At 57.3% G+C, this 20546-nt stretch carries 20 protein-coding genes; 6 read left to right on the top strand and 14 right to left on the bottom strand.

The genetic code is table 11. The annotated features are described in order from the left end of the window. Positions 1-14 precede the first annotated feature (14 nt). From C0U40_RS08290 to C0U40_RS08275, 4 genes are all read right to left on the bottom strand, one after another. A complete protein-coding gene (locus C0U40_RS08290) occupies positions 15-548 on the bottom strand; it encodes an adenine phosphoribosyltransferase (protein WP_101655283.1) in 534 nt (177 codons plus the stop codon). A 97-nt stretch (positions 549-645) separates the two neighbouring features. Continuing rightward, positions 646-1722, bottom strand: a complete 1077-nt coding sequence (locus C0U40_RS08285; protein WP_101655282.1) for an alpha/beta hydrolase — start codon at positions 1720-1722, stop codon at positions 646-648. After that, positions 1719-2588, bottom strand: a complete 870-nt coding sequence (locus C0U40_RS08280; RefSeq protein ID WP_101655281.1) for an S-methyl-5'-thioadenosine phosphorylase — start codon at positions 2586-2588, stop codon at positions 1719-1721. The genes C0U40_RS08285 and C0U40_RS08280 overlap by 4 nt, the downstream gene beginning before the upstream one ends. A gap of 36 nt (positions 2589-2624) precedes the next feature. Next, positions 2625-3233: a flavin reductase family protein gene (locus C0U40_RS08275; RefSeq protein WP_101655280.1), complete on the bottom strand. Its 609-nt coding sequence runs from the start codon at positions 3231-3233 to the stop codon at positions 2625-2627. A gap of 111 nt (positions 3234-3344) precedes the next feature. Between C0U40_RS08275 and C0U40_RS08270 the strand changes: the two genes are divergently transcribed. Continuing rightward, positions 3345-3836: a GNAT family N-acetyltransferase gene (locus C0U40_RS08270; protein WP_101655279.1), complete on the top strand. Its 492-nt coding sequence runs from the start codon at positions 3345-3347 to the stop codon at positions 3834-3836. A gap of 70 nt (positions 3837-3906) precedes the next feature. Here the strand turns inward: C0U40_RS08270 and C0U40_RS08265 are convergent, their stop codons facing one another. Next, a complete protein-coding gene (locus C0U40_RS08265) occupies positions 3907-5283 on the bottom strand; it encodes an FAD-binding oxidoreductase (RefSeq protein WP_101655278.1) in 1377 nt (458 codons plus the stop codon). A 92-nt stretch (positions 5284-5375) separates the two neighbouring features. Here C0U40_RS08265 and C0U40_RS08260 point away from each other — a divergent pair, with 92 nt between their 5' ends. Beyond that, positions 5376-7040, top strand: coding sequence for a chloride channel protein (locus C0U40_RS08260; protein WP_101655277.1), 1665 nt, complete (start codon positions 5376-5378; stop codon positions 7038-7040). Positions 7041-7069: 29 nt separating this feature from the next. On the opposite strand, the gene C0U40_RS08255 is transcribed toward C0U40_RS08260, so the two are convergent. The 5 genes from C0U40_RS08255 to cobS all read right to left on the bottom strand — a co-directional run bounded on the left by C0U40_RS08255 (position 7070) and on the right by cobS (position 13132). Continuing rightward, the gene (locus C0U40_RS08255; RefSeq protein ID WP_101655276.1) at positions 7070-7420 is read right to left on the bottom strand and encodes a DUF427 domain-containing protein; all 351 of its coding nucleotides are present in this window, start codon (positions 7418-7420) and stop codon (positions 7070-7072) included. A 146-nt stretch (positions 7421-7566) separates the two neighbouring features. Further along, positions 7567-9372, bottom strand: coding sequence for an aminopeptidase P family protein (locus C0U40_RS08250; RefSeq protein ID WP_101655275.1), 1806 nt, complete (start codon positions 9370-9372; stop codon positions 7567-7569). 76 nt (positions 9373-9448) lie between these two features. After that, the gene (cobT, locus tag C0U40_RS08245; RefSeq protein ID WP_101655274.1) at positions 9449-11320 is read right to left on the bottom strand and encodes a cobaltochelatase subunit CobT; all 1872 of its coding nucleotides are present in this window, start codon (positions 11318-11320) and stop codon (positions 9449-9451) included. A gap of 2 nt (positions 11321-11322) precedes the next feature. Next, positions 11323-12021, bottom strand: a complete 699-nt coding sequence (locus tag C0U40_RS08240) for an aspartate/glutamate racemase family protein (protein WP_101655273.1) — start codon at positions 12019-12021, stop codon at positions 11323-11325. A gap of 124 nt (positions 12022-12145) precedes the next feature. Beyond that, the gene (gene cobS, locus C0U40_RS08235) at positions 12146-13132 is read right to left on the bottom strand and encodes a cobaltochelatase subunit CobS (protein WP_101655272.1); all 987 of its coding nucleotides are present in this window, start codon (positions 13130-13132) and stop codon (positions 12146-12148) included. 264 nt (positions 13133-13396) lie between these two features. Here cobS and C0U40_RS08230 point away from each other — a divergent pair, with 264 nt between their 5' ends. Both C0U40_RS08230 and C0U40_RS08225 read left to right on the top strand, forming a co-directional pair. Then, complete coding sequence (locus tag C0U40_RS08230; protein ID WP_101655271.1) at positions 13397-15013, top strand: sulfatase-like hydrolase/transferase; 1617 nt, start codon at positions 13397-13399, stop codon at positions 15011-15013. Continuing rightward, on the top strand, positions 15010-16059 hold the full coding sequence (locus C0U40_RS08225; RefSeq protein ID WP_101655270.1) for a succinylglutamate desuccinylase/aspartoacylase family protein: 1050 nt from the start codon (positions 15010-15012) through the stop codon (positions 16057-16059). The genes C0U40_RS08230 and C0U40_RS08225 overlap by 4 nt, the downstream gene beginning before the upstream one ends. A 105-nt stretch (positions 16060-16164) precedes the next feature. On the opposite strand, the gene C0U40_RS08220 is transcribed toward C0U40_RS08225, so the two are convergent. Continuing rightward, complete coding sequence (locus C0U40_RS08220) at positions 16165-16818, bottom strand: J domain-containing protein (RefSeq protein WP_101655269.1); 654 nt, start codon at positions 16816-16818, stop codon at positions 16165-16167. 179 nt (positions 16819-16997) lie between these two features. On the opposite strand from C0U40_RS08220, the gene C0U40_RS08215 reads away from it, so the two are divergent. Continuing rightward, positions 16998-17273, top strand: a complete 276-nt coding sequence (locus C0U40_RS08215) for a BolA family protein (protein WP_101655268.1) — start codon at positions 16998-17000, stop codon at positions 17271-17273. Positions 17274-17295: 22 nt separating this feature from the next. Here C0U40_RS08215 and C0U40_RS08210 read toward each other — a convergent pair whose 3' ends face one another. Both C0U40_RS08210 and C0U40_RS08205 read right to left on the bottom strand, forming a co-directional pair. Next, the gene (locus C0U40_RS08210; RefSeq protein WP_180957656.1) at positions 17296-17823 is read right to left on the bottom strand and encodes a DUF4177 domain-containing protein; all 528 of its coding nucleotides are present in this window, start codon (positions 17821-17823) and stop codon (positions 17296-17298) included. Between the two features lie 100 nt (positions 17824-17923). Next, entirely contained in the window at positions 17924-18397 is a 474-nt protein-coding gene (locus C0U40_RS08205; protein WP_101655267.1) for a thioesterase family protein, read from the bottom strand. A 161-nt stretch (positions 18398-18558) separates the two neighbouring features. On the opposite strand from C0U40_RS08205, the gene C0U40_RS08200 reads away from it, so the two are divergent. Then, positions 18559-19029, top strand: a complete 471-nt coding sequence (locus C0U40_RS08200) for a VOC family protein (RefSeq protein ID WP_101655266.1) — start codon at positions 18559-18561, stop codon at positions 19027-19029. On the opposite strand, the gene gatB is transcribed toward C0U40_RS08200, so the two are convergent. After that, entirely contained in the window at positions 19026-20537 is a 1512-nt protein-coding gene (gene gatB, locus C0U40_RS08195) for an Asp-tRNA(Asn)/Glu-tRNA(Gln) amidotransferase subunit GatB (protein WP_101655265.1), read from the bottom strand. The two genes, C0U40_RS08200 and gatB, sit on opposite strands and share 4 nt — an antisense overlap. Positions 20538-20546: the final 9 nt, after the last annotated feature.

Raw genomic sequence — 20546 nt, 5'->3', positions numbered from 1 at the left:
AGCGGCTGTGGGGATCACTCCCCCTCATAGGCGCAAAGGGCTGTGACCGGCACGCCAAGATCACGGACCACCTGCGCTCCGCCCAGATCGGGTAAATCAATGATAAAGGCAGCATGTACTACTGTCGCGCCCAAGCGTTCGATCAGTTTGATCCCCGCAGCAGCAGTGCCGCCCGTGGCGATCAGATCATCAATCAGCAGCACCTTGTCGCCTGCTTTCAGCGCATCATCATGCACTTCAATCGTCGCGGTGCCATATTCCAGAGTGTAATCCTCCGACAGGGTTTTTCCGGGTAACTTGCCTTTCTTGCGCAAGGGTACAAACCCTGTGCCGAGCCGTTCAGCCACGGCACCACCGATGATAAATCCGCGTGCTTCCAGACCGGCTACAGCGGTGATTTCGGTATCCTTGAAAGCCTCTACGATCTGTCCCACCGCCATTTTCATGCCTTCGGAGTTGCCAAACAGGGTGGTCACATCGCGGAACATCACGCCCTTTTGGGGGAAGTCAGGGATGGTACGGATAAAATCTGTAATGTCGCGGGTCATTGGGTGTCTCTTTCAGGGTCGTCTTTGTGGGGCGGGGTATCACAGGCAAGACTGCGGGGACCAGCCCGCATTCATGCCTGTTCTCAAGGCGCATATCCTAAAGGTTTGCGGCATCAATCAGGGTTTGCAAGACAGCGCCTTCTTCTGGATAGGATAGCGGCCCTGTCATGGAAAGTTTCTGCAAGATCGACAGCACCGTCGGAGATGTGATGGCAACTGTATGGCTCAGCTTGTCTTCGGAATCGGATACATCGGTCACATTAACGAACTGCACACCGTATCGCCGCAGAATTTCAGTATCTTTCAGTTGTCCTACCCGATTACTCTGGCCGGTCAGAAAGGCGGAGGCCTTCAGGGCAAGGTCCGCTTCGTCTCCGAAAATAACGAAAGGTTCGGGCAGCGGTTTGATCCGGCTCAGCTGCATTTCAAACAGATTGGTATCAATATCAGGCGATATCAGAACCACGCCTGCCAGCTTGCGGGTCACATCCGTTTTCCGCTGTAAATAAATCTGGCGCAAGGTTTCGACCACCAAATTGGAACCGATGGAATGGGCTACAATCACGATTCGGTCGTAGGGTTGTGCCGCCAGGATCTCAAGCAGGGATTGAAAGCCGTCCCGCGCAAACAGAACACTATCCCGATCACGGGTATATTCCAGCGTGTTCTGCGTCGCAGGCCAGGAATAATGGACTGCCGTGCTGGTGCTTTTAAGGTCGTGGGACAGCTGGGCAAGCCGGTAGGTGCCTTCGGCAAAAGTAATATTGAAACCGTGCACGTAGACAATCGCTTCGCGCCGGGCCTTTTGCGCATTTGCCCGCAAGGCAGAACCGAAATCCCGCGCAGTTGCGTAGCGCACAATCTCTCTCGTGGCGAAATCAATTGACGGGTCCGCGCCCTTTTCCGGCTTCTCTGGCCATTCGATCCGCCCGGGTTGATGGGTCGGCGGAATGGAGATGTCAAAACGCGCGAAGGACAAAACCGAGGTGCGCAAGCTGGAAAATACGAGGTTTCCCTCCGCAGGCTGTCGGGTAGTGGCGACAAAGATATTCTCAATCGCGGCGTCCGGTGGCGTGTTCTTGGCCACTGTAATCATACCCCGATCCTCGCAGGCGGCCAGCAACAGCGCCAGAACCATACCGCGCGTAACCAGCGCTACACGTGACAGGATCACAGTACACGCCCCGCAACAGCATCGAGTTTGGCCACCAGGGCCGGGTCGCGGTCAGCCGGTCCGGTTAAAACCGCGAACTCCAAGGCCTTGTCGCAACCGTGCGGGCAATCCTTGCGGGTCGCGCCGAGCAGTTCGGGCAGGCGGGCAACCATACCCTTGGCTTTGGAGGAATTGCCCATCAATGTTGAAATAATCTGCGTGACATCCACTTCGCCGTGGTCGGGATGCCAGCTGTCATAATCGGTGATCATGGCAACAGAGGCATAGCACAGCTCCGCCTCGCGGGCGAGTTTGGCTTCGGGCATATTCGTCATGCCGATAACATCACAGCCCCAGCTTTCCCGGTACATGCGGGATTCTGCCAGAGTAGAGAACTGCGGCCCCTCCATTGCCAGATAAGTGCCGCCGTCATGCACAACGATCCCTTCAGCGCGTGCCGCCTCGTAACAGGCTTTGCCAAGACGGGGGCAGGTGGGATGGGCCACCGAGACATGGGCAACGCAACCCGGACCGAAGAAGGATTTCTCCCGCAGGTAGGTGCGGTCAATGAACTGGTCCACAATCACGAAATCACCCGGTGCCATTTCGTCGCGAAATGACCCGCAGGCTGAAACAGAGATCACATCCGTGACGCCCGCCCGCTTCAGGGCATCGATGTTTGCACGATAGTTGATACTGGAAGGCGTCTGAACATGGCCGCGCCCGTGGCGGGGCAGAAAGACCATCTTCACCCCGTTCAACTGCCCAAGCAGCAGGTCGTCCGACGCTTTTCCAAACGGGCTTTCGACAGGGATCCATTGCGGATTTTCCAATCCCTCAATATCATAAACGCCGCTGCCGCCGATAATTCCGATCACTGTATCCATCTACACTTCCCCTGATTCTCGTGTGCTGTCTCGGGTCTACTTTTGACCGGGTCGGTTCAAAGAAAAAATATCCGTCACAGCGGAATAATCCCGATAGCCGAGCCGTGCCATTGGCTGGTAGCTGGTTACGTCCAGTACGCCGTCCTTAATGTGCTCTTCGCGGATGTGAATGCCCACCACCTCGCCAAGCACCATAACAGCGCCGCCGGGCAGTTCGATTTCCTTGAAAAGTTTACATTCCAGTGCCGCAGGGGCAGCAGCGACAAACGGCGCTTTCACCACGTTGGACGTGCCTTTTTCCAGCCCGGCCATGGTGAATTCATCCTCATCCGGCGCATAATGCCCCGAAGACAGGTTCATCGCGTCTTTCAGATCGTGGGACACGATAGAGACGCAAAATTCGCCGGTTTCGCGGATGTTGGTCAGACTGTCCTTCACCTCGTCCCGCCCGATTTTCTTACCGGTGGTCGAGAACATCACCATCGGAGGATCATCTGCCACGCCGTTAAAGAAAGAATAAGGGGCGAGATTGGCAGTTCCGTCACGGGTGAGCGTTGAAATCCAGCCAATGGGTCGGGGAGAAACAATCGCTTTATAGGGATTGTGGGGCAGGCCGTGGTCGTCATGGCCGGGTCGGTAAAACATTAGGGTTTCCGGTTTTCAATTGCGTTGCCCCTTTTGTAGCGGTCTGCTATCGCGGGTGCCAGCAGTTTTCCCCGCAACGCTCTGTTGCTCTCAAAGGTTTGACTTTCAAGGATGTTTCAACTGACCCCTGAAACAGAGACCGACCGGGACGAGGTCGAGTACCTTTACGACCTGTGTTTTGCGCCGGGACGTGAAGCGCTGAGTTCCTACCGTTTGCGTGAAGGGGTCAAACCGGTGTCAGGCCTTTGTCTGGTGGCGCGGGATGATTACAACGTCGTTGCCGGTGCAATCCGTTACTGGCCTGTGGTGGTTGGTAAGGCCCGCCACGCCTCTTTGCTGCTTGGTCCTGTGGCTGTGCATCCTACCTATCAGGGCGAAGGACTTGGGGGGCTTTTGATCCGCGACAGTCTCGAAAGGGCAACGTCTTCCGGCTGGGAGCGGGTGATCCTTGTCGGGGATGCCCCCTATTACCGCAGGTTCGGCTTTGAAAAGAGCACAACCATGACCTTCCCGCCGCCAACAAACCCCGACCGGCTTTTATGCCTTCCGCTACAGCCTGATGCGTTCGCGGGTGTTGAAGGGCTGATTGACCGCGCGGCATGAAGCGCGATCAATTCCATTTTCGGTAAAATATCCCGGGGGAGCGGGGGCAGCGCCCCCGTCCGCTCGCAGCTTAATTCGCCGAAACGATTTTCCCCGGATTCATGATGCCTGTCGGATCAAAGGCCCGTTTGATATCGGCCATAACGGCCACCGCATCTCCGTGTTCGTCGTCGAGGTATTTCATCTTGCCCATGCCGATCCCGTGCTCTCCTGTAACCGTGCCGCCAAGTTCCAGAGCGCGCATGTTCATGCGATGGGTCAGTTCTTTGGCAAGGGCAAATTCTTCGGCGTTCTGGCGGTCGAACAGGAACAACACGTGGTAGTTGCCATCGCCCACATGGCCTACGATAGGCGCCTGCCAGCCGTGGGCTTCCACATCCGCAATGGTTTCCTCTATCGCCTGTGCCAGCTTGGAGATGGGCACACAGACATCCGTTGAAAGCCCCTGCGCTCCGGGGTTCTGGGATTTCAACGCAAAATATGCGTTGTGGCGCGCATGCCAGAGCTTGTTGCGATCTTCGGCCTTGGTCGCCCATTGGAAACCGCCGCCGCCGAACTCTTCAGCCACTTCTTTCATGCGCTGTACTTCTTCGGCGACGCTTGTTTCGGTGCCGTGAAACTCCATAAATAAATGGGGGCATTCGCGCATGGTCATGTTGGAATAAGCGTTGATCGCACGGATGGACAGCGGGTCAATGAATTCCATTCGCGCCACGGGCAGGCCCATTTGTACTGCCATAATCACGGCATTCACTGCACCTGCGGTGTCTTCGAATTCGCAGACCGCGGCGGACACCGATTCCGGTTGTCCGTGCAGCTTCAGTGTCAGTTCCGTGATAATTCCAAGCGTTCCTTCAGAACCGATGAAAAGCCGTGTCAGGTCGTATCCCGCGCTGCTTTTCTTGGCTTTGGAACCGGTCCGGATGATCCGCCCGTCCGCCAACACCACTTCAAGCGCCATGACATTGTCTTTCATCTTGCCATAACGCACGGTGGTTGTGCCCGATGCCGAAGTTGCGGTCATCCCGCCGATGGTGGCATTTGCACCCGGATCCACCGGAAAGAACAGGCCGGTGGCCCGCAGTTCGGTGTTCAGGGTTTCGCGCGTGATGCCGGGCTGCACCACAGCGTAAAGATCCTCGGGGGAAACGTGCAGCAGTTTGTCCATTGAACCCAGATTGATAGTCACACCGCCGCGCACCGCCAGTGCATGCCCTTCAAGCGAAGTTCCAACACCCCAAGGCACAACCGGACAGCCGTGTTTATAGCAGATTTTCATGATCTGCGAGACTTCCTGCGTGTCTTTCGGGAAAGCCACAGCTTCCGGCGGTGTGTTTTCAAAATAGCTTTCGTTTTCACCGTGTTGGTGCCGGATCGCTTCTGCGGTGGACAACCGCTTTCCGAGTAATGTTTTCAGTTCTTCAATGGCGGCTTTATTGTCAGTCATTCGTCTTCCTCCTGATTGAAGCGCAAGCTAAATCCATGTAGGCCAAGTGGAAAGCGCAAAATCCTGTCAGGGTCAGTCTTCGGAGAAGCCCCATGTCCAGAAATCATCCAGAGAGAAAGCTGCGGCTGTTGGATCGTAAAGGTCTGCCCTCGCTTCGCAAGGACGGGGTAACATCGCTGATGTTCTGGGGACTGGCGCTGGTGATCGGCTGCGCGGCGGGCTGGGCCACTTTGGGGTTTCGTATCGGCATTTCGACGCTGCAAACGTGGATTTACGGCGAGAGCGATGTCCAGCTTGCATCGGCGGCCAGCCAGTTGCCGTGGTTCTGGGTGCTGGTGGTGCCGGTCATTGGCGGGCTGGTCGTAGGGATCATTCTGCAACGCTATACACCGGACGGCCGTGTGCGCACGGTGGCCCATGCGATAGAGGGCGCGGCGCTGAACAATGGCAAGGTTGAAGGCAAGGCAGGTCTGGCCTCGGCAGTTGCATCCTTTATTACCCTGTCCACCGGCGGATCGTCTGGGCGGGAAGGGCCGGTGGTGCATCTGGCGGCTGTGATCTCGTCCAAAGTGTCACGTCTGATAAAGGCCAACGGGATAACGGCTCGGGATTTGCTGGGCTGCGCTGTGGCCAGTGCTGTCGCTGCCTCTTTCAACGCGCCGATTGCCGGTACGATTTTTGCGATGGAGGTGGTTCTGCGCCACTATGCGGTGCATTCCTTCGGCCCGATTGTGCTTGCATCGGTGTGTGGTGCCCTGATCAGCCGGTTCGGTTTTGGTGACATTACGGAATTTACCCTGCCAGCGCACGAGCTGGAATTCTATGTAGAGCTTCCGGCATTTGTCCTTCTTGGGATCGTCAGCGGAATAGTCGCTGTGATCATGATGAAATCCATCTTTCTGGCTGAAGACTGGGGTGATGACTGGCAACAACGGTTTCGCATTCCGGGCTGGTTGCGTCCGGCGATTGCGGGTTTGTTACTGGGGGCGATGGCGATCTGGGTGCCCAATATCATCGGCGTTGGATACGAGACAACCTCTCTGGCGCTGACAGGACAGATCACCTTCTGGGGAGCGATCGGGTTGGCTGTGGTCAAGGTCGCCGCTGTTGCCGTGACGATGGCAGGGCGTATGGGGGGCGGTGCCTTTTCGCCAGCGCTGATGCTGGGCGCGCTGACCGGACTGGCCTTCGGCTGGATTGCTACAGCGGTTTTCCCAACGGTTTCAGGGACTTTGTCGCTTTATGCGCTGGCAGGGATGGGGGCGGTGGGCGCGGCCGTGCTCGGTGCGCCGATTTCCACAACGCTGATCGTGTTTGAAATGACGGGGGACTGGCAGACCGGGCTGGCCGTAATGCTGGCAGTTGCCCTTTCAACCTCTGTCGCAGGCAAGTTTGTCGCGCGATCCTTCTTTCTGGAACAGCTGGAGCGCCGCGGTGTCCGCCTTGCTGCGGGGCCGCAGGCCTATCTGCTGGCAACCCTGCCGGTGGCCGGTCTGATGCGGGGGCTTGATCATCCGCGCATGGGCAGCCGAGAATTGTGCGAGAGCCTCATCGCCGAAGGGGCTTATGTCAATGAAACCAGTTCTCTGGAAGCGGCGCTGCCCCTTTTTGACGGGGCAACACATCAGTTTCTTCCTGTCGTCTCTACCAATGATCAGGGAGAGGTGGAGGCGCTTCTCGGCACCCTCTTTCAGGTGGATGCCTTGCGGGCCTACAGCGAAGCTATGGCGGAAACCGTACGCGAGCACCACGCCTGATTCCGCCTGAAAGCCACGCCGCTGGAGGCTTAGCTCACTAGATCGATGGTGACCGCGCCTTTGTTAAACGCCAGATATCCGGCAATTTCGGATACGCCGTCCAGTGGGGCTTCGTACGACCATGCCACATTCTCGTCGCGGCGGTTCTTGCCTGCCAGATGGTAATAGGTTGCATCGCCCTTATGGGGGCAGTGAGTGGTTTTGTCGGATTTATCGAAAAACACCATTTGCAGGTCTTCGCGCGGGATATACAGCACCGGATCATATCCGTCTTCGCGCAGCAGAAGCGCGCGGCTGGTATCCCCGATAACAGCCCCTTGGGCGCGGATGCTCCAGTTGCCAGGTGCTGCTTCAATCTCGATTGCGGTTTTCGTCCCCATATATTCTCTCCCAGATACAGTCATTTGTATGTCTATTACGCCACAGCACGCCGTCCCCGAGGCGCGCCATCAAGATAGCGCAGGTCACAAGGGGCGGTCAGGTGGCCGTTGATGGGGCCAATCTGCCATAGCTTTGTAACGTAGTGTTATACTGCCGCGCAGGCCTGTGCCAGCCAGTTCGTTGTCGCAGGGCCGCAGCGTCCTGCCATCTTTTCCAGAACTTCAGCGTGATAGGCGTTCAGCCACTGGCGTTCTGCAGCAGTCAGCAGCTCTACGTCGATCATGTTGCGGTCGATCGGTGCAAAGGTCAGGGTGCGGAAATTCAGCATCTCGCGATCATCGGCCCCGTCCAGTGGCGGGGCAGTCTGCACAACGATCAGGTTTTCGATACGGATGCCAAAGGCGCCGGGCTTGTAATAGCCGGGCTCGTTCGAAAGGATCATACCTTCCTGCAAGGCTACTTCGGACGCGCGGGAAATCCGCTGCGGGCCTTCATGCACCGACAGATAAACGCCAACGCCGTGACCGGTGCCGTGATCGAAATCCAGACCCGCCTGCCACAGCGCGTTGCGCGCCAGTGCGTCGATGTCCCGTCCGCTGACGCCTTTGGGGAAACGGGCCATAGACTGGGTGATCATCCCTTTAAGGACCAGCGTAAAAGCGCGGACTGCTTCGGGGGGCGGTGTCCCGATGGCAAGGGTGCGTGTGATATCCGTTGTACCGTCAAGATATTGCGCCCCGCTGTCCACCAGCAGCAGGTTGTCCGGCTCGATCTGCCGGTTGGTCTGTTCGGTGACGCGGTAGTGCATGATTGCACCATTCGCACCAGTACCGCAGATGGTGTCAAAACTGATATGGCGCAGCTTTCCGGTTTCAGCGCGGAAGGCCTCAAGCTTTTTCACTACGTCAATTTCGGTCAGGTCGGGGGCTGGGCCAAGGCTGTCGATCCACGCCAGGAAATTACAGATCGCAGCGCCATCGCGCAGATGGGCCTCTGTGGTGCCGGAGAGTTCCACTTCGTTCTTGCAGGCTTTGGCCAGCAGGATCGGATCATCACCATAGGCCACCGGCGTTCCGGCCTTTTGCAGGCGTGTATCCAGCCAGACCGGCGCTGTGGATTTATCCACCAGAACCGGACCCTGCAGCCGGTCGATTGCAGCCCCCAGTTCGGCAGGGTCCGCGATGGCCACGTCGTTGCCAAGATGGGCGCGCAAGGGGTCATCCACTTTGGCTGGATCGATGAACAGTTCGGCGTGGCCGGTATCATCAAGCGTGGCAAAGGCCAGCGCAACAGGGGTATGCCCCAGATCGCTGCCCCGTGTATTCAGCAGCCATGCGATAGAATCCGGTTGCGTCAGCACAGTCGCTTTGTGACCGGACTGGCGCAGTTTCTCGGCCATCCTGCCGCGTTTGTCTGCACTCGTTTCCCCTGAAAGCGCCAGATCGTAGGGCACCATCAGGTCTTTAGGCGGGGCAGGGCGGTCCTGCCAGATCACGTCCACCAGATTGTCACAGGGGCGCAGGGTGATGCCGCTGCCCTCCAGCCGCGCCTTGGCCGCGTCGATCTCGCCTTTGGTGTGCAGCCACGGGTCAAAGCCGATAACGCTGCCCTTGGGGGCGTTGGCCACCAGCCAGTCGCCCAGCTTGGTCTTTGGCCAGTCCACTGGCGTGAAATGATCCAGATCCACCTGTTCCCGCACCGCAAGACGGTAACGTCCGTCGATGAAAACAGCCGCGCGGTCCTGCAAGGCAACACAAAAACCGGCAGACCCCGTAAAGCCGGTCAGCCACGCCAGCCGCATATCGGCTTCGGCGACATACTCCCCCTGATGGGCATCAGCGCGGGGGATGATGAACCCGTCAAGCGCCCTGTCCGTTAGCACTTCGCGCAGGCGGGCCAGCCGTAGTCCGCCGGCTTCCGGTGTTGTGGTGGCTTCAAAGCTTTGGAACATACGTGTCTTTGCCTTTTGAAGTGTCAGGATGCGCAAGGAGGGCAGGGGCCGTGTGGCCCCCGCAGGGCAAGTTGAGTCAGGCGCTGCGGCGCAGCACCATTTTCGGACCGGAATTTCCGGTCGGATCGAACAGTCCGGCCAGTTGTTCCGTAATGGCACCGGCAAGCTGTTCTGCATCGGTGATGGTCACGGCCCGTTCATAGTAGCGGGTCACGTCATGGCCGATCCCGATAGCGATCAGTTCCACCTGTTTGCGCTTCTCGATCATCTCGATCACATCGCGCAGGTGTTTCTCCAGATAGCTGGCAGAGTTCACCGACAGGGTGCTGTCATCCACTGGCGCACCGTCGGAAATCACCATCAGGATACGGCGTTGTTCGGGACGGTTGATCATCCGCTTGTGTGCCCATTCCAGCGCCTCGCCGTCGATGTTTTCCTTCAGCAGCCCTTCTTTCATCATCAGGCCCAGATTGGGCCGTGCGCGCCGCCACGGGGCATCGGCCCCTTTGTAGATGATGTGGCGCAGGTCGTTCAGACGGCCCGGCGTCTGTTCACGCCCGCCTTTAAGCCAGTTTTCGCGGCTCTGCCCGCCCTTCCACGCCCGCGTGGTAAAGCCGAGGATTTCGCATTTCACCTGACAGCGTTCCAGCGTGCGTGCCAGAACATCCGCACAGATCGCGGCAATGGAAATCGGGCGTCCGCGCATGGAACCGGAATTGTCCAGCAGTAGCGTAACCACGGTGTCCTTGAACTCTGTGTCGTTTTCCACCTTGAAGGACAGGGGCGTGGTCGGGTTGGAAATCACCCGCGCCAGACGTCCTGCATCCAGAATGCCTTCTTCCATATCGAACTGCCAGCTGCGGTTCTGCTGGGCTTGCAGGCGGCGCTGCAATTTGTTGGCCAGCCGCGAAACGGCACCTTTCAGCGGATCAAGCTGCTGGTCCAGATAGGCGCGCAGACGTTCCAGTTCTGCCGGTTCCGCCAGTTCCTCGGCCAGAACTTCTTCGTCGAATTCGGTCGTGTAGACGCGATAGTTCGGGTCCGCATCGGAATGGGCGGCAGGGGGTGGCGGGTCCAGCGGGGGTTGCCCGTCCGGTGCTTCCATTTCCTCGGCATCGTCCAACTCGTCCCGTTCCTCCATAGAGGTCTGGGCCTGTTGCTGTTCGTCCGTGGCCTGCTGGTCCTGCGAGGCTTCGCTCTCATCGTCTTCGTCAGACTGGTCGCCGCTGTCGGTATCAGGATTTTCGTCTTCCTGATTGTCCTCTTCGGCTTCTTCCTGACGATCGGGGTTTTCCTCGTCAGGATCATCGCCCAATTGTTCGCCGTAACCCAGATCATCAATCATCTGGCGGGCGAATTTGGAAAAGGCTACCTGATCGTCCAGCACATCATCCAGATTGCCGAGCGTGTCGGCAGCCTGTGATTCAATAAACCCTCGCCAGAGTTCCATCACATGGGCCGCAGCAGGGGGCAGATCGCGCCCCGTTGCCAGATGGCGTACCAGATAGCCCGCAGCCGTAGCCAGCGGCGCACCGGCGGCGTCCTGTATCTGGGCGAATCCCATCTTGGCGGCTTCGTTGCTGATCTTGGCGTCAATGTTGCTGGCTGTGCCGGGCATAGCGCGGGCGCCCATCGCTTCACAACGTGCAGTTTCCATTGCTTCGTACAAAGACCGCGCCATTTCACCCTGCGGCGCATAGCGGTTGTGGGTCGCTTCGTTGTGAAACCGGTGGCGCATGGCGTAGGCATCCGCCGTGCCCCGCGCCAGCAGAACCTCGTCCCGCGTCATCCTCCGCGTGACCTGCGGCAAACGCATGGCATCATTTGATTGTCCCGGAGGATCAACCGTATAGGTGACATTCAGCTCCGGCTCGTTCGCCATCGCCTTGGTCGCCTCCGCCAACGCCTTTTTGAACGGATCAGCGGGATTGTCGTTTGGTTTGTTCATATTTACTCCGCTCCAGCCTCTTGGAGGCTGATCTGTCCAGTTGCAAGGCGCGCGAGAACGTCAACGTGGACGTCAAGGGCGTCTATCACCGGATAATCGGTTGTTTGGCCGTCGAAGGCAAGGTTGAGGTCGGTTCCCGCCAGCACAATCGCATCCGCACCTGCTGTTTTGACCAGCCGTGTCGCGGCATCCATAAAAATGCTGCGCTGCTCGGGGGTGCAATGACCTGATACGGCCATGTCCTGATAGGTCTGGCCCAGAAAGTCGTTTTCTTCGATCAGTTCTACAGCCCGTGTTTCAACAAGCTGCCCGTAGAGCCCTGTTTTCATCACAACGCGTGTGCCAAGAAGCCCGACCGTCCGGAAACCTTGCGCCGCAAAATGGGCATCAAGCGGCTTTACGGCCGAAACAAGCGGCAATTCGGAGAGCGCGACAGTTTCTTCAAAGCAGAAATGACCGCCAAGGGATGTAATGGCCACGCAATCACAACCGGCTGCTTTCAGCCGTTTGATATGCTTCGCATAAGTACGGGCCTGTGTATCGCGGTCATCAGCAAGGTTGGTTTTTATCAACTGGTGAACATCGGCGTGTTCAATGGTCAGATCCATCTGTTTACCGGTCCTGCCAACCGCAGCAGCAAGACGCTGGTAGTATACAACCGTCGCGGCAACGCCGATGCCTCCGATAAGACCTATATGCATTGGGAAACGCTGCTGATCCGGTTTTTAACTGTCACTTTGAACCTCGTGAAATGCCCTCGTGATGATACTCCGTCGCTGACAGACCGAACCGGCGCGGCTGCACCGGTACGGCCCGAAGCGGTGTTTACCCCAAGCTGACGCTTGCAGCACTTTCCGGCAGTTCCTCGTCGAAACAGCGCTGGTAGAACTCGGCCACGGTCTGGCGCTCCAGTTCGTCACATTTGTTCAGGAAGGTCAGGCGGAAGGCAAAGCCGATGTCTTTGAAAATGCGAGCGTTTTCAGCCCACGCAATCACGGTACGCGGCGACATAACTGTGGAAATATCGCCGTTCATGAACGCAGTACGCGACAGGTCGGCAACAGTCACCATCTGCGCGATGTCCTTGCGGCCTTTTTCCGTGTTCCAGTGCGGGTTCTTGGACAGAACAATAGCCGCTTCCGCGTCATGGGACAGGTAGTTCAGCGTTGCCACCAGAGACCAGCGGTCCATCTGGCCCTGGTTGATCTGCTGGGTGCCGTGATAAAGTCCGGTGGTATCCCCAAGACCAACAGTGTTCGCCGTTGCAAACAGGCGGAAGGCAGGGTTCGGGGTGATGATTTCATTCTGGTCCAGCAAGGTCAGCTTACCGTCTGTTTCCAGAACACGCTGGATCACAAACATAACATCCGCACGGCCCGCATCGTATTCGTCAAAGACGATGGCAACAGGATTGCGCAGAGCCCAAGGCAGGATGCCTTCGTGGAATTCCGTAACCTGTTTGCCGTCTTTCAGTTTGATCGCATCCTTACCGATCAGGTCGATACGGGAAATGTGGCTGTCGAGGTTTACACGCACGGAAGGCCAGTTCAGACGGGCAGCAACCTGTTCAATGTGGGTTGACTTGCCGGTGCCGTGATAGCCTTGGATCATGACGCGGCGGTTGTACTGGAACCCTGCCAGAATAGCGAGCGTGGTGTCGGGGTCGAATTTATAGGTGCTGTCCGTTTCTGGAACGCGGTCTGTGCGCTCGGCAAAACCTTTGACGGTCATATCGCTGTCGAGCCCGAAAACCTCCCGTACAGAAATTTCCTCGGTTGGTTTAGCGTTCTTATCCAGAAAATTATCGGCCATGTATATTGTCCTGCGTCATCGAAAGAAGAACCCAAAGAATGGGTGGTCCCTGCTTAGTGGAATATATTCAAACAGGGCGCAAGGGGGGCGGGGTATTTTGACCAGCTCAAACCCGCCTGACATAGCGTAGGAAACCGGGCTGGCCGCAGGGAGCACGGCGGGAACAGTCGTTACAGGGTCGCTGGAAACGCTTTTCTTGGTAGCGGTGGATTGTAAAGTAAATGTAAATTTTTTGTAAAAACCGTTTTGATCGAGGCCGTTTAAATGCTTCAGAAAATGCTGATGTTTGCAAAGTTTCTGGTCGTGGTTCTTCCGGCGATATTAACGCTGTTTCTGGTGTTGCGGGCCATTTTCGACGCGAATGTATCCGATTATCGTTATGCATTCGCGCTGCTGGTTATTTTTGCGCTTAGCCTGCTGGTGGCTCCGCCTTGCGAGGCGGATGAAGCCCGCCGGCGCAAACGCTGGGGGCGATTGCTGGTTATCCTGCTTCCTGTAGTTGCATTGATCCCTGCGACTTTTGTTGTGCTGGTCTTTGGAAAAATGGATATGGCGGCTTTTGTGTTCCATCTCGTTTTCGGGATGGACGGAACACCCATGGCGAATTTTGTCCCTTACGGGTTCACCGTACTGGTTTATTGGCTGGTGTTCCTGGCCAGTCTGTTTCGTGCGCAATACTGGCTGGAACGGGTGCCTCTCAGCACCTCTGCGATTGCGTTGATGTTGCTGGCGGTTAATCCTGTGGTTTGGGATCTGGCGACCCATTCGCTGGCCGATACATACAGAGAACGCCCGTCCTTTGTCTCGGATTTCAAACATCCCGAACTGAAAAAGGATGCGCACACCCCCAACCTTGTAGTCATCTATCTGGAGGGGCTGGAGCGCAGCTACGGTGCCTTGCCGCCAGCGTTAGCCGAAGCCTATGCGCCGCTGGCGGCGCTGGCGCTTGAAGGGGTCAGTTTAACCGGCGTTGATCAGTTGCACGGCACAGCCTGGAGCCTTGCGGGAACAGTGGCCAGCCGCTGTGGTGTCCCAGTTCTGCCCAACGGACTGATTTCGGCGCGGGATTATGGTGATGTAAAACTGATTGCCCCGAACCTGACCTGTCTTGACGATATCCTGCATGCCAAAGGGTATGATGTCAGCTATATTTCGACGACCCGAATAATCGGGAACAAGATGGGATTTTACGGTTTTGACAATTTCTTCACCACCCATGGAACCCACCAGATTTATGATCTGGGGAATATAGAATACGAAATGACAGCAGATGTGGCCAAGAGCTTTGCAAATGACTGGGGCTTGCGGGATGCACATGCCTTTGCAAAAGCAGAGAAGCTGATCACAGCGGCACTGGATGCGAAAAGACCCTTTGCCGTCACTGTCGCAACTATGGACACGCATGGTCCTGTCGCCCTTATGTCAGAGAGCTGTACCGGTGGCATTTACAAGTTTAAATCTCCCAACATCATAGATGCAGTCCATTGCACCGCGAGGCTGACCAGCGCATTCGTAGAAACCGTGCGTAAACTGACCGAAGGCACAGACACACGGATTGTTATCCTGAGCGATCATCTGGCGCACCATAATAACCTTTACCACCTTCTGGAAAAGGGGCCGCGGCGAAACACTGCAATCCTTCTTGGCGGGCCGGAAACGCCCCGCGTGATCGACACACACGCAGCAATGTTTGACATATTCCCGACCCTGTTGCATTGGTTCGGCTGGTTAGTGGGCAAACGGGCCGGTATCGGAGTGTCGTTGCTAAGCGATGAGCCGACACTGGTGCAGACCCACGGCGTCGACGAAGTCAATGCACGGTTAAAGGTGGATCTGGCGCTCTCTCGGGTGATCTGGAGCAAGGACGCAAGAACAGAATGACACAGAAAAAACGGGCGGAATTCGAACTTGGCGGCGTTTCGGTCAAGGCGGGGAGCCGTCAAACTGTCGACCTTCCGGTCAGCGTTCTGGCAGACCACACTCCGGTGTCTCTTTCCGCTCATGTGATCCACGGTGCCAAGGACGGTCCGACGGTTTTTGCCAGCGCAGGCGTCCACGGGGATGAGGTGATCGGCGTGGAAATCCTGCGCCGCCTGTTGCAGTTTGAAGGATTGAACCGCCTTCGGGGTACGCTGATCGTTGTGCCGATTGTGAACACCTACGGATTTCTAATGCACTCCCGGTATTTGCCGGACCGGCGGGATCTCAACCGCTCGTTTCCGGGAACCAGCAAGGGGTCACTGGCCTCGCGGCTGGCGAATATTTTTCTGGAAGATCTGGTCTCGCGCTGTGATTTCGGGATTGATCTGCATTCCGCTGCAATCCATCGCACCAACCTGCCTCAAATCCGCGTTTCCAAAGGATCAAAGCGGCTGATGGAGCTGGCAGAGGTCTTCGGTCCTCCAGTGATCCTGACCTCCGGCCTGCGCGAGGGGAGCTTGCGGCAGGCTGCACAGGAGAAAGGCGTTGAGGTGCTGCTCTATGAAGCCGGGGAAGGGCTGCGCTTTGACGAAATGGCCGTGCGGGCCGGTGTCGCCGGTATCCTGCGGGTCTTGCGCCATCTTAATATGGTGCCTGCAAAAGGCATCGCCAAACCGAAAGAGAAGCCGGTTTTCTGTTCGGGCAGCCGCTGGGTGCGTGCACCTGCCGGCGGGTTGATCCGCATCTTCAAACGCGAAGGGGATGTGGTGGAGAAAGGGGAAACCCTTGCCATGGTTTCCGACCCGTTCGGGGAGGCAGAGGCAGAGCTGGGCGCCCCGATGAGCGGTGTGATTATCGGGCGGGCCGTTTTGCCGGTGGTGAACGAGGGGGACGCGATTTTTCACATCGCCAGCGTCAGTTCTACGCAAGAAACGGAAGATACCGTTGAAGGGTTGGCCCAGCAGTTGGAGCTGGACCCGCTGTTTGATGAAGACGAGATTATCTGAAACCGGGTGCGGGGGCTGTCTGCCCCCATGCTTGCCGGCATTCCCCCGAGGATAATTTGACCAAAAAGAGCCAGATGCCGCGCCACTGCGGGCGCGGCGCAGGGCTTATTTGAAGACCTTGCTGACCTTGATCTGGTCCCAAGCCCAGACCACCTGTTGCAGGCGGTCTTCGTCGGCGCGGTTGCCGCCGTTCAGATCGGGGTGCAGTTCCTTGATCAGCTTTTTATACTGTTTGCGCAGTTCTGCCTTGGTCCAGTTGTCCCGTGCCTCAAGAATGTCCACGGCCTTACGCTCGGCAGGGGGCAGGCGGCGGGTGCCTGCGGCAGGATCTGCCTTGCCCGGATTGCGGGTGGCATTCTGGCCGAGAACCTCGTGGGGATCTTCAATGCCAAGGCGGGCCCATGCCTTTTGCTCTACAGTCGGGCGCGCTGTTTCACCTTTCTTGCCAAAAGGTTTGGTATCCCGTTCCCAAACACGATCCGCAGCGAACTGCTTGTCCATTTCTTCTTCGGAGTGGTTCTCAAAGAAGTTCCATTTCGAATTGAATTCGCGAATGTGGGTCAGGCAGAACCAATAGAATTCTTCCAGATTGTCGGGGTGTTTGGGGGCGCGGTACTTGCCCGGTTCACTGCAACCGGCGTGTTCGCACTGGCGCGAGGAGGTCTCAAACGCGCCGGACATGCCCCGCCGCCCCTTGGCGCGGCGTTTTTTGTCTGCAGAGACGGAGATATCAAAGTTAAACGGCGAACGTTCGGCCATGTGTGTCTTCCTTTAGCAATGCGTTCCTGTCCGGCCCGAAATCTTCGGGCGACCGCTGGTCCGGATCCTCGTGCTGGCATAATTTACACAAACTGCGTAAAGAGCTCTCGACTCGGACAGGGGACTTTAGCCTATTGTGGCAGAGCGCCAAGAGGCATTTTAGGTTTTGGGGGAAAAAGATGGTGATGAAACAGCGGATGGAAGAAAAGTTGCAGGCAGAGTTTGCGCCGCAACTTCTTGAGATTATTGACGAAAGCGAGCAGCACCGCGGCCATGGTGGCTACCGTGAAGGGGGAGAGACACATTTTCGTATAGTGATGCGCTCCGAGCGGCTCGCAGGGATGAGCCGCGTCGCCCGCCAGCGCGCTGTGATGGCCTGCGTCAAGGCCGAGCTGGAAGAGCGGGTGCATGCGCTGGCCCTTGACGTCAGTGCACCGGCTCCGGCATCGGAATAGGAAAACCCGAGGGAGAGATCGGCTAGCTGTCGATCTCTTTGTCTTTATCTGACGGTTCGGCGAAAGGGCTGTCGTCCTTTTTACCCCGTATCGGGGGATCTTTGGGGTGCCGGTCCTCGCGGCCCTCTCCCCAGCCTTTGGACAGACGCGGTTCGTCTTCCTGTGCTTTGGGTTTTGCCGGCGCACGATCATCTGCGCTGTCCTGTGCAACAGGGGCTGGCGGCGTGACAGAAGCCGGAGGCGCGGCCACTTCCGCGTCCGTGTCATCTGCCGGCGCGGCAGGAACAACAGCTGCAACCTGTGCGGTTTCAGTGACCAGTGCACGACGGAATACCAGAATGGTCTGATAGGTTTCGACACGGGATTTTAGCAGGCCCGGTTTTTCTTCTACAGGCATGCTGTCAGAGCGCAGATATTCCCAGCCCTCTTTCGCCAGATCATTGATTGTATCGGTCAGAACTGCCGCAAAACGGCCGGCCGTTGTTTTGACACCCTTAACCTTTTTGGGGCGGTTCGGGGCGGGAACGGCTTTGTATTCGTAGCGTTGCATGTGCTGGCATCCTTCGTCGTAGCGACTTGGGTTTTGCCCGATTGGCGCGCACAGGGCAAGTGCCTTCCTGTGCGCCGATCTTTGGTTGGCTAAAGCGTGCCTACTTGCGTTTGATCCCGATAGAGCGGTTCAGCCGTTCCGGCGTGCCAAGTGTGTTGTGGGCTTTCAGGATCTCGGCCATGCGGGTCTGGATATTCGCGGGCATTGGGGCGACGCGGGGTCCGGACATGTCCACGTGCAGGGTCAATGCTTCGGCGGTGGCGGCAAGCCAGCCGTCCGCGTGGTAGAGTTCCTGATAGGTGTGAAAGCGTTTCTCGTCATAATCAACCAGCTGGGTGGTCACATACACGTTGTCCCCTTCGTGCAATTCGCGAACATAGCAAATGTGAAACTCCGCCACGTAGGTCGTGTGCCGGTGATCGCGTGCGTAATCCGGTCCAAAGCCGATTTGTTCATAGGCTTCATCCACCGAGGTATCAAACAGTACGCTGTAATAGGCCATGTTCAGATGGCCGTTAAAGTCGATCCATTCGGGCAGTACGGTTTTCGGGGAAGCGCGGAAAGGGGTTTGCATGGGATGTCTCTTGGTCATTGGAATTGCGCGCAGACTAGCGGGGGCAGGGATCGGCCTGCAAGGGGTTTGGCCAAGTGGCGCAGCGTGCCTTTTTTCCGTTTGACCTGAAGTTTGGTTGAGGTCGTAAGGTCTGATTCGATTTCAGACAAGGAGCCAAACCTATGACACAATTAAACAAACCTGCCATCACTGGCGTTTACGAAACCCATCTTCCGGTGCGAAACCTGGAAACTTCCATCGCGTTTTACCGCGATGTAATGGGGTTGGAGCTCGCCCACAGGAATACAGAGCGAAACATCGCGTTTTTCTGGGTGGGCGGCAAAAACCGCAGTATGCTCGGGCTTTGGGGCGCGGGGAGTGCGCCGCTTGGCATGGTGCTGCATTTCGCGTTTCAGGTGGACCGTGACACCATCCTGAACAGCTATGACTTTGTGAAAGAGGCGGGGCTTGCGCCCCTTGGCCTTGACGGTGAGCCGGTGCAAGAGCCTGTTGTGATCGGCTGGATGCCCGCGGTTTCGATCTATTTCAAAGACCCCGACGGCCATTCGATCGAGATGATCCATATACTGGATGAACCATCCCGACCGGATTTTGGCGTACAACCGCTGTCTGCGTGGCTGGCGGGGGATTAACCCGCCAGTTTAGCTGCGATGATCTCGTTTACGGCTTTCGGGTTGGCCTTGCCGCCCGTTGCCTTCATCACCTGACCGACGAACCAGCCTGCGAGTTTCGGGTTCTCTTTGGCTTTTTCCACCTGCGCGGGGTTTGCGGCCATGATCTCGTCCACGGCGGCTTCAATCGCGCCGGTGTCCGTGACCTGTTTCATGCCGCGCTCTTCCACGATCTGCGCCGGATCACCGCCTTCGGTGTAGACGATCTCAAACAGGTCTTTGGCGATCTTGCCGGAAATATCGCCCTTGGTGATCAATTTGATGATCCCGCCCAACTGGTCCGGAGACACAGGGCTGGTAGAGATGTCCTTGTCGTCCTTTTTCAGTCGGCCGAACAGCTCGTTGATCACCCAGTTTGCCGCCAGCTTGCCGTCATTGCCTTCGGCCACTTTTTCAAAGAAGTCGGCGTTTTCCACGTCAGCGGTCAGAACGGATGCGTCATATTCGGACAGGCCGAAGTCCGCCATGAAGCGCGCGCGTTTGGCGTCTGGCAGTTCGGGCAGGCCGGCTTTGATGTCATCCACCCACTCTTGATCAATCTCAAGGGGCAGCAGATCGGGGCAGGGGAAGTAGCGGTAATCGTGGGCTTCTTCCTTGGAACGCATGGAGCGGGTTTCATTCTTATCCGCGTCGTACAGGCGGGTTTCCTGATCAATGGTGCCACCGTCTTCCAGAATGGCGATCTGGCGGCGGGCTTCATAATCAATGGCCAATTGCATGAACCGCATGGAGTTCATGTTCTTGATCTCGCACCGGGTGCCTAGCACGCTGAAATCCATTGTTTCAGCAAATTTTTCATAATCACCGGGGCGACAGACCGACACGTTCACATCCGCGCGCATGTTGCCGTTCTGCATGTTGCCGTCACAGGTGCCCAGATAGCGCAGGATCTGGCGCAGTTTGGTCACATAGGCGGCGGCTTCTTCGGGGCCGCGAATGTCAGGACGCGAGACGATTTCCATCAGCGCAACGCCGGTGCGGTTCAGGTCCACAAACGACATGTTCGGGTCCATATCGTGGACGGATTTGCCTGCGTCCTGTTCAAGGTGGATCCGTTCAATCCGCACCAGACGGCCCACGCCCGGTTCCATATCCACCAGCACTTCGCCTTCGCCCACAATCGGGTGGTACAACTGGCTGATCTGATAGCCTTGGGGCAGGTCGGGGTAGAAATAGTTCTTACGGTCGAAGGCGGAAAACAGGTTGATGTCCGCATTGATGCCAAGGCCGGTGCGCACGGCCTGTTCCACGCAGTATTCGTTGATCACGGGCAGCATGCCGGGCATGGCCGCATCCACGAAAGAGACGTTAGAGTTCGGCTCTGCGCCGAACTCGGTCGAGGCGCCGGAGAACAGTTTGGCGTTCGAGGCCACCTGCGCGTGGATTTCCATGCCGATCACAAGTTCCCAATCGCCGGTCGCACCGGAGATGACTTTGGGTTTCGGGGCGGTATAGGTCAGATCGAGCATGTGCAGGGC

The sequence above is a fragment of the Neptunicoccus cionae genome (assembly GCF_002860325.1).
GTDB classification, from domain to species: domain Bacteria; phylum Pseudomonadota; class Alphaproteobacteria; order Rhodobacterales; family Rhodobacteraceae; genus Amylibacter; species Amylibacter lutimaris.
This window is presented reverse-complemented; position numbering and strand designations above follow the sequence as displayed.

Excerpts from the sequence above, each read along its gene's own strand:
- C0U40_RS08290 (WP_101655283.1), bottom strand. The coding sequence starts at position 548 with ATGACCCGCGACATTACAGATTTTATCCGTACCATCCCTGACTTCCCC.
- C0U40_RS08280 (WP_101655281.1), bottom strand. The coding sequence starts at position 2,588 with ATGGATACAGTGATCGGAATTATCGGCGGCAGCGGCGTTTATGATATT.
- C0U40_RS08275 (WP_101655280.1), bottom strand. The coding sequence starts at position 3,233 with ATGTTTTACCGACCCGGCCATGACGACCACGGCCTGCCCCACAATCCC.
- C0U40_RS08270 (WP_101655279.1), top strand. The coding sequence starts at position 3,345 with ATGTTTCAACTGACCCCTGAAACAGAGACCGACCGGGACGAGGTCGAG.
- C0U40_RS08265 (WP_101655278.1), bottom strand. The coding sequence starts at position 5,283 with ATGACTGACAATAAAGCCGCCATTGAAGAACTGAAAACATTACTCGGA.
- C0U40_RS08260 (WP_101655277.1), top strand. The coding sequence starts at position 5,376 with ATGTCCAGAAATCATCCAGAGAGAAAGCTGCGGCTGTTGGATCGTAAA.
- C0U40_RS08255 (WP_101655276.1), bottom strand. The coding sequence starts at position 7,420 with ATGGGGACGAAAACCGCAATCGAGATTGAAGCAGCACCTGGCAACTGG.
- C0U40_RS08250 (WP_101655275.1), bottom strand. The coding sequence starts at position 9,372 with ATGTTCCAAAGCTTTGAAGCCACCACAACACCGGAAGCCGGCGGACTA.
- cobT (WP_101655274.1), bottom strand. The coding sequence starts at position 11,320 with ATGAACAAACCAAACGACAATCCCGCTGATCCGTTCAAAAAGGCGTTG.
- C0U40_RS08240 (WP_101655273.1), bottom strand. The coding sequence starts at position 12,021 with ATGCATATAGGTCTTATCGGAGGCATCGGCGTTGCCGCGACGGTTGTA.
- cobS (WP_101655272.1), bottom strand. The coding sequence starts at position 13,132 with ATGGCCGATAATTTTCTGGATAAGAACGCTAAACCAACCGAGGAAATT.
- C0U40_RS08230 (WP_101655271.1), top strand. The coding sequence starts at position 13,397 with ATGCTTCAGAAAATGCTGATGTTTGCAAAGTTTCTGGTCGTGGTTCTT.
- C0U40_RS08225 (WP_101655270.1), top strand. The coding sequence starts at position 15,010 with ATGACACAGAAAAAACGGGCGGAATTCGAACTTGGCGGCGTTTCGGTC.
- C0U40_RS08220 (WP_101655269.1), bottom strand. The coding sequence starts at position 16,818 with ATGGCCGAACGTTCGCCGTTTAACTTTGATATCTCCGTCTCTGCAGAC.
- C0U40_RS08215 (WP_101655268.1), top strand. The coding sequence starts at position 16,998 with ATGGTGATGAAACAGCGGATGGAAGAAAAGTTGCAGGCAGAGTTTGCG.
- C0U40_RS08210 (WP_180957656.1), bottom strand. The coding sequence starts at position 17,823 with ATGCAACGCTACGAATACAAAGCCGTTCCCGCCCCGAACCGCCCCAAA.
- C0U40_RS08205 (WP_101655267.1), bottom strand. The coding sequence starts at position 18,397 with ATGCAAACCCCTTTCCGCGCTTCCCCGAAAACCGTACTGCCCGAATGG.
- C0U40_RS08200 (WP_101655266.1), top strand. The coding sequence starts at position 18,559 with ATGACACAATTAAACAAACCTGCCATCACTGGCGTTTACGAAACCCAT.
- gatB (WP_101655265.1), bottom strand. The coding sequence starts at position 20,537 with ATGCTCGATCTGACCTATACCGCCCCGAAACCCAAAGTCATCTCCGGT.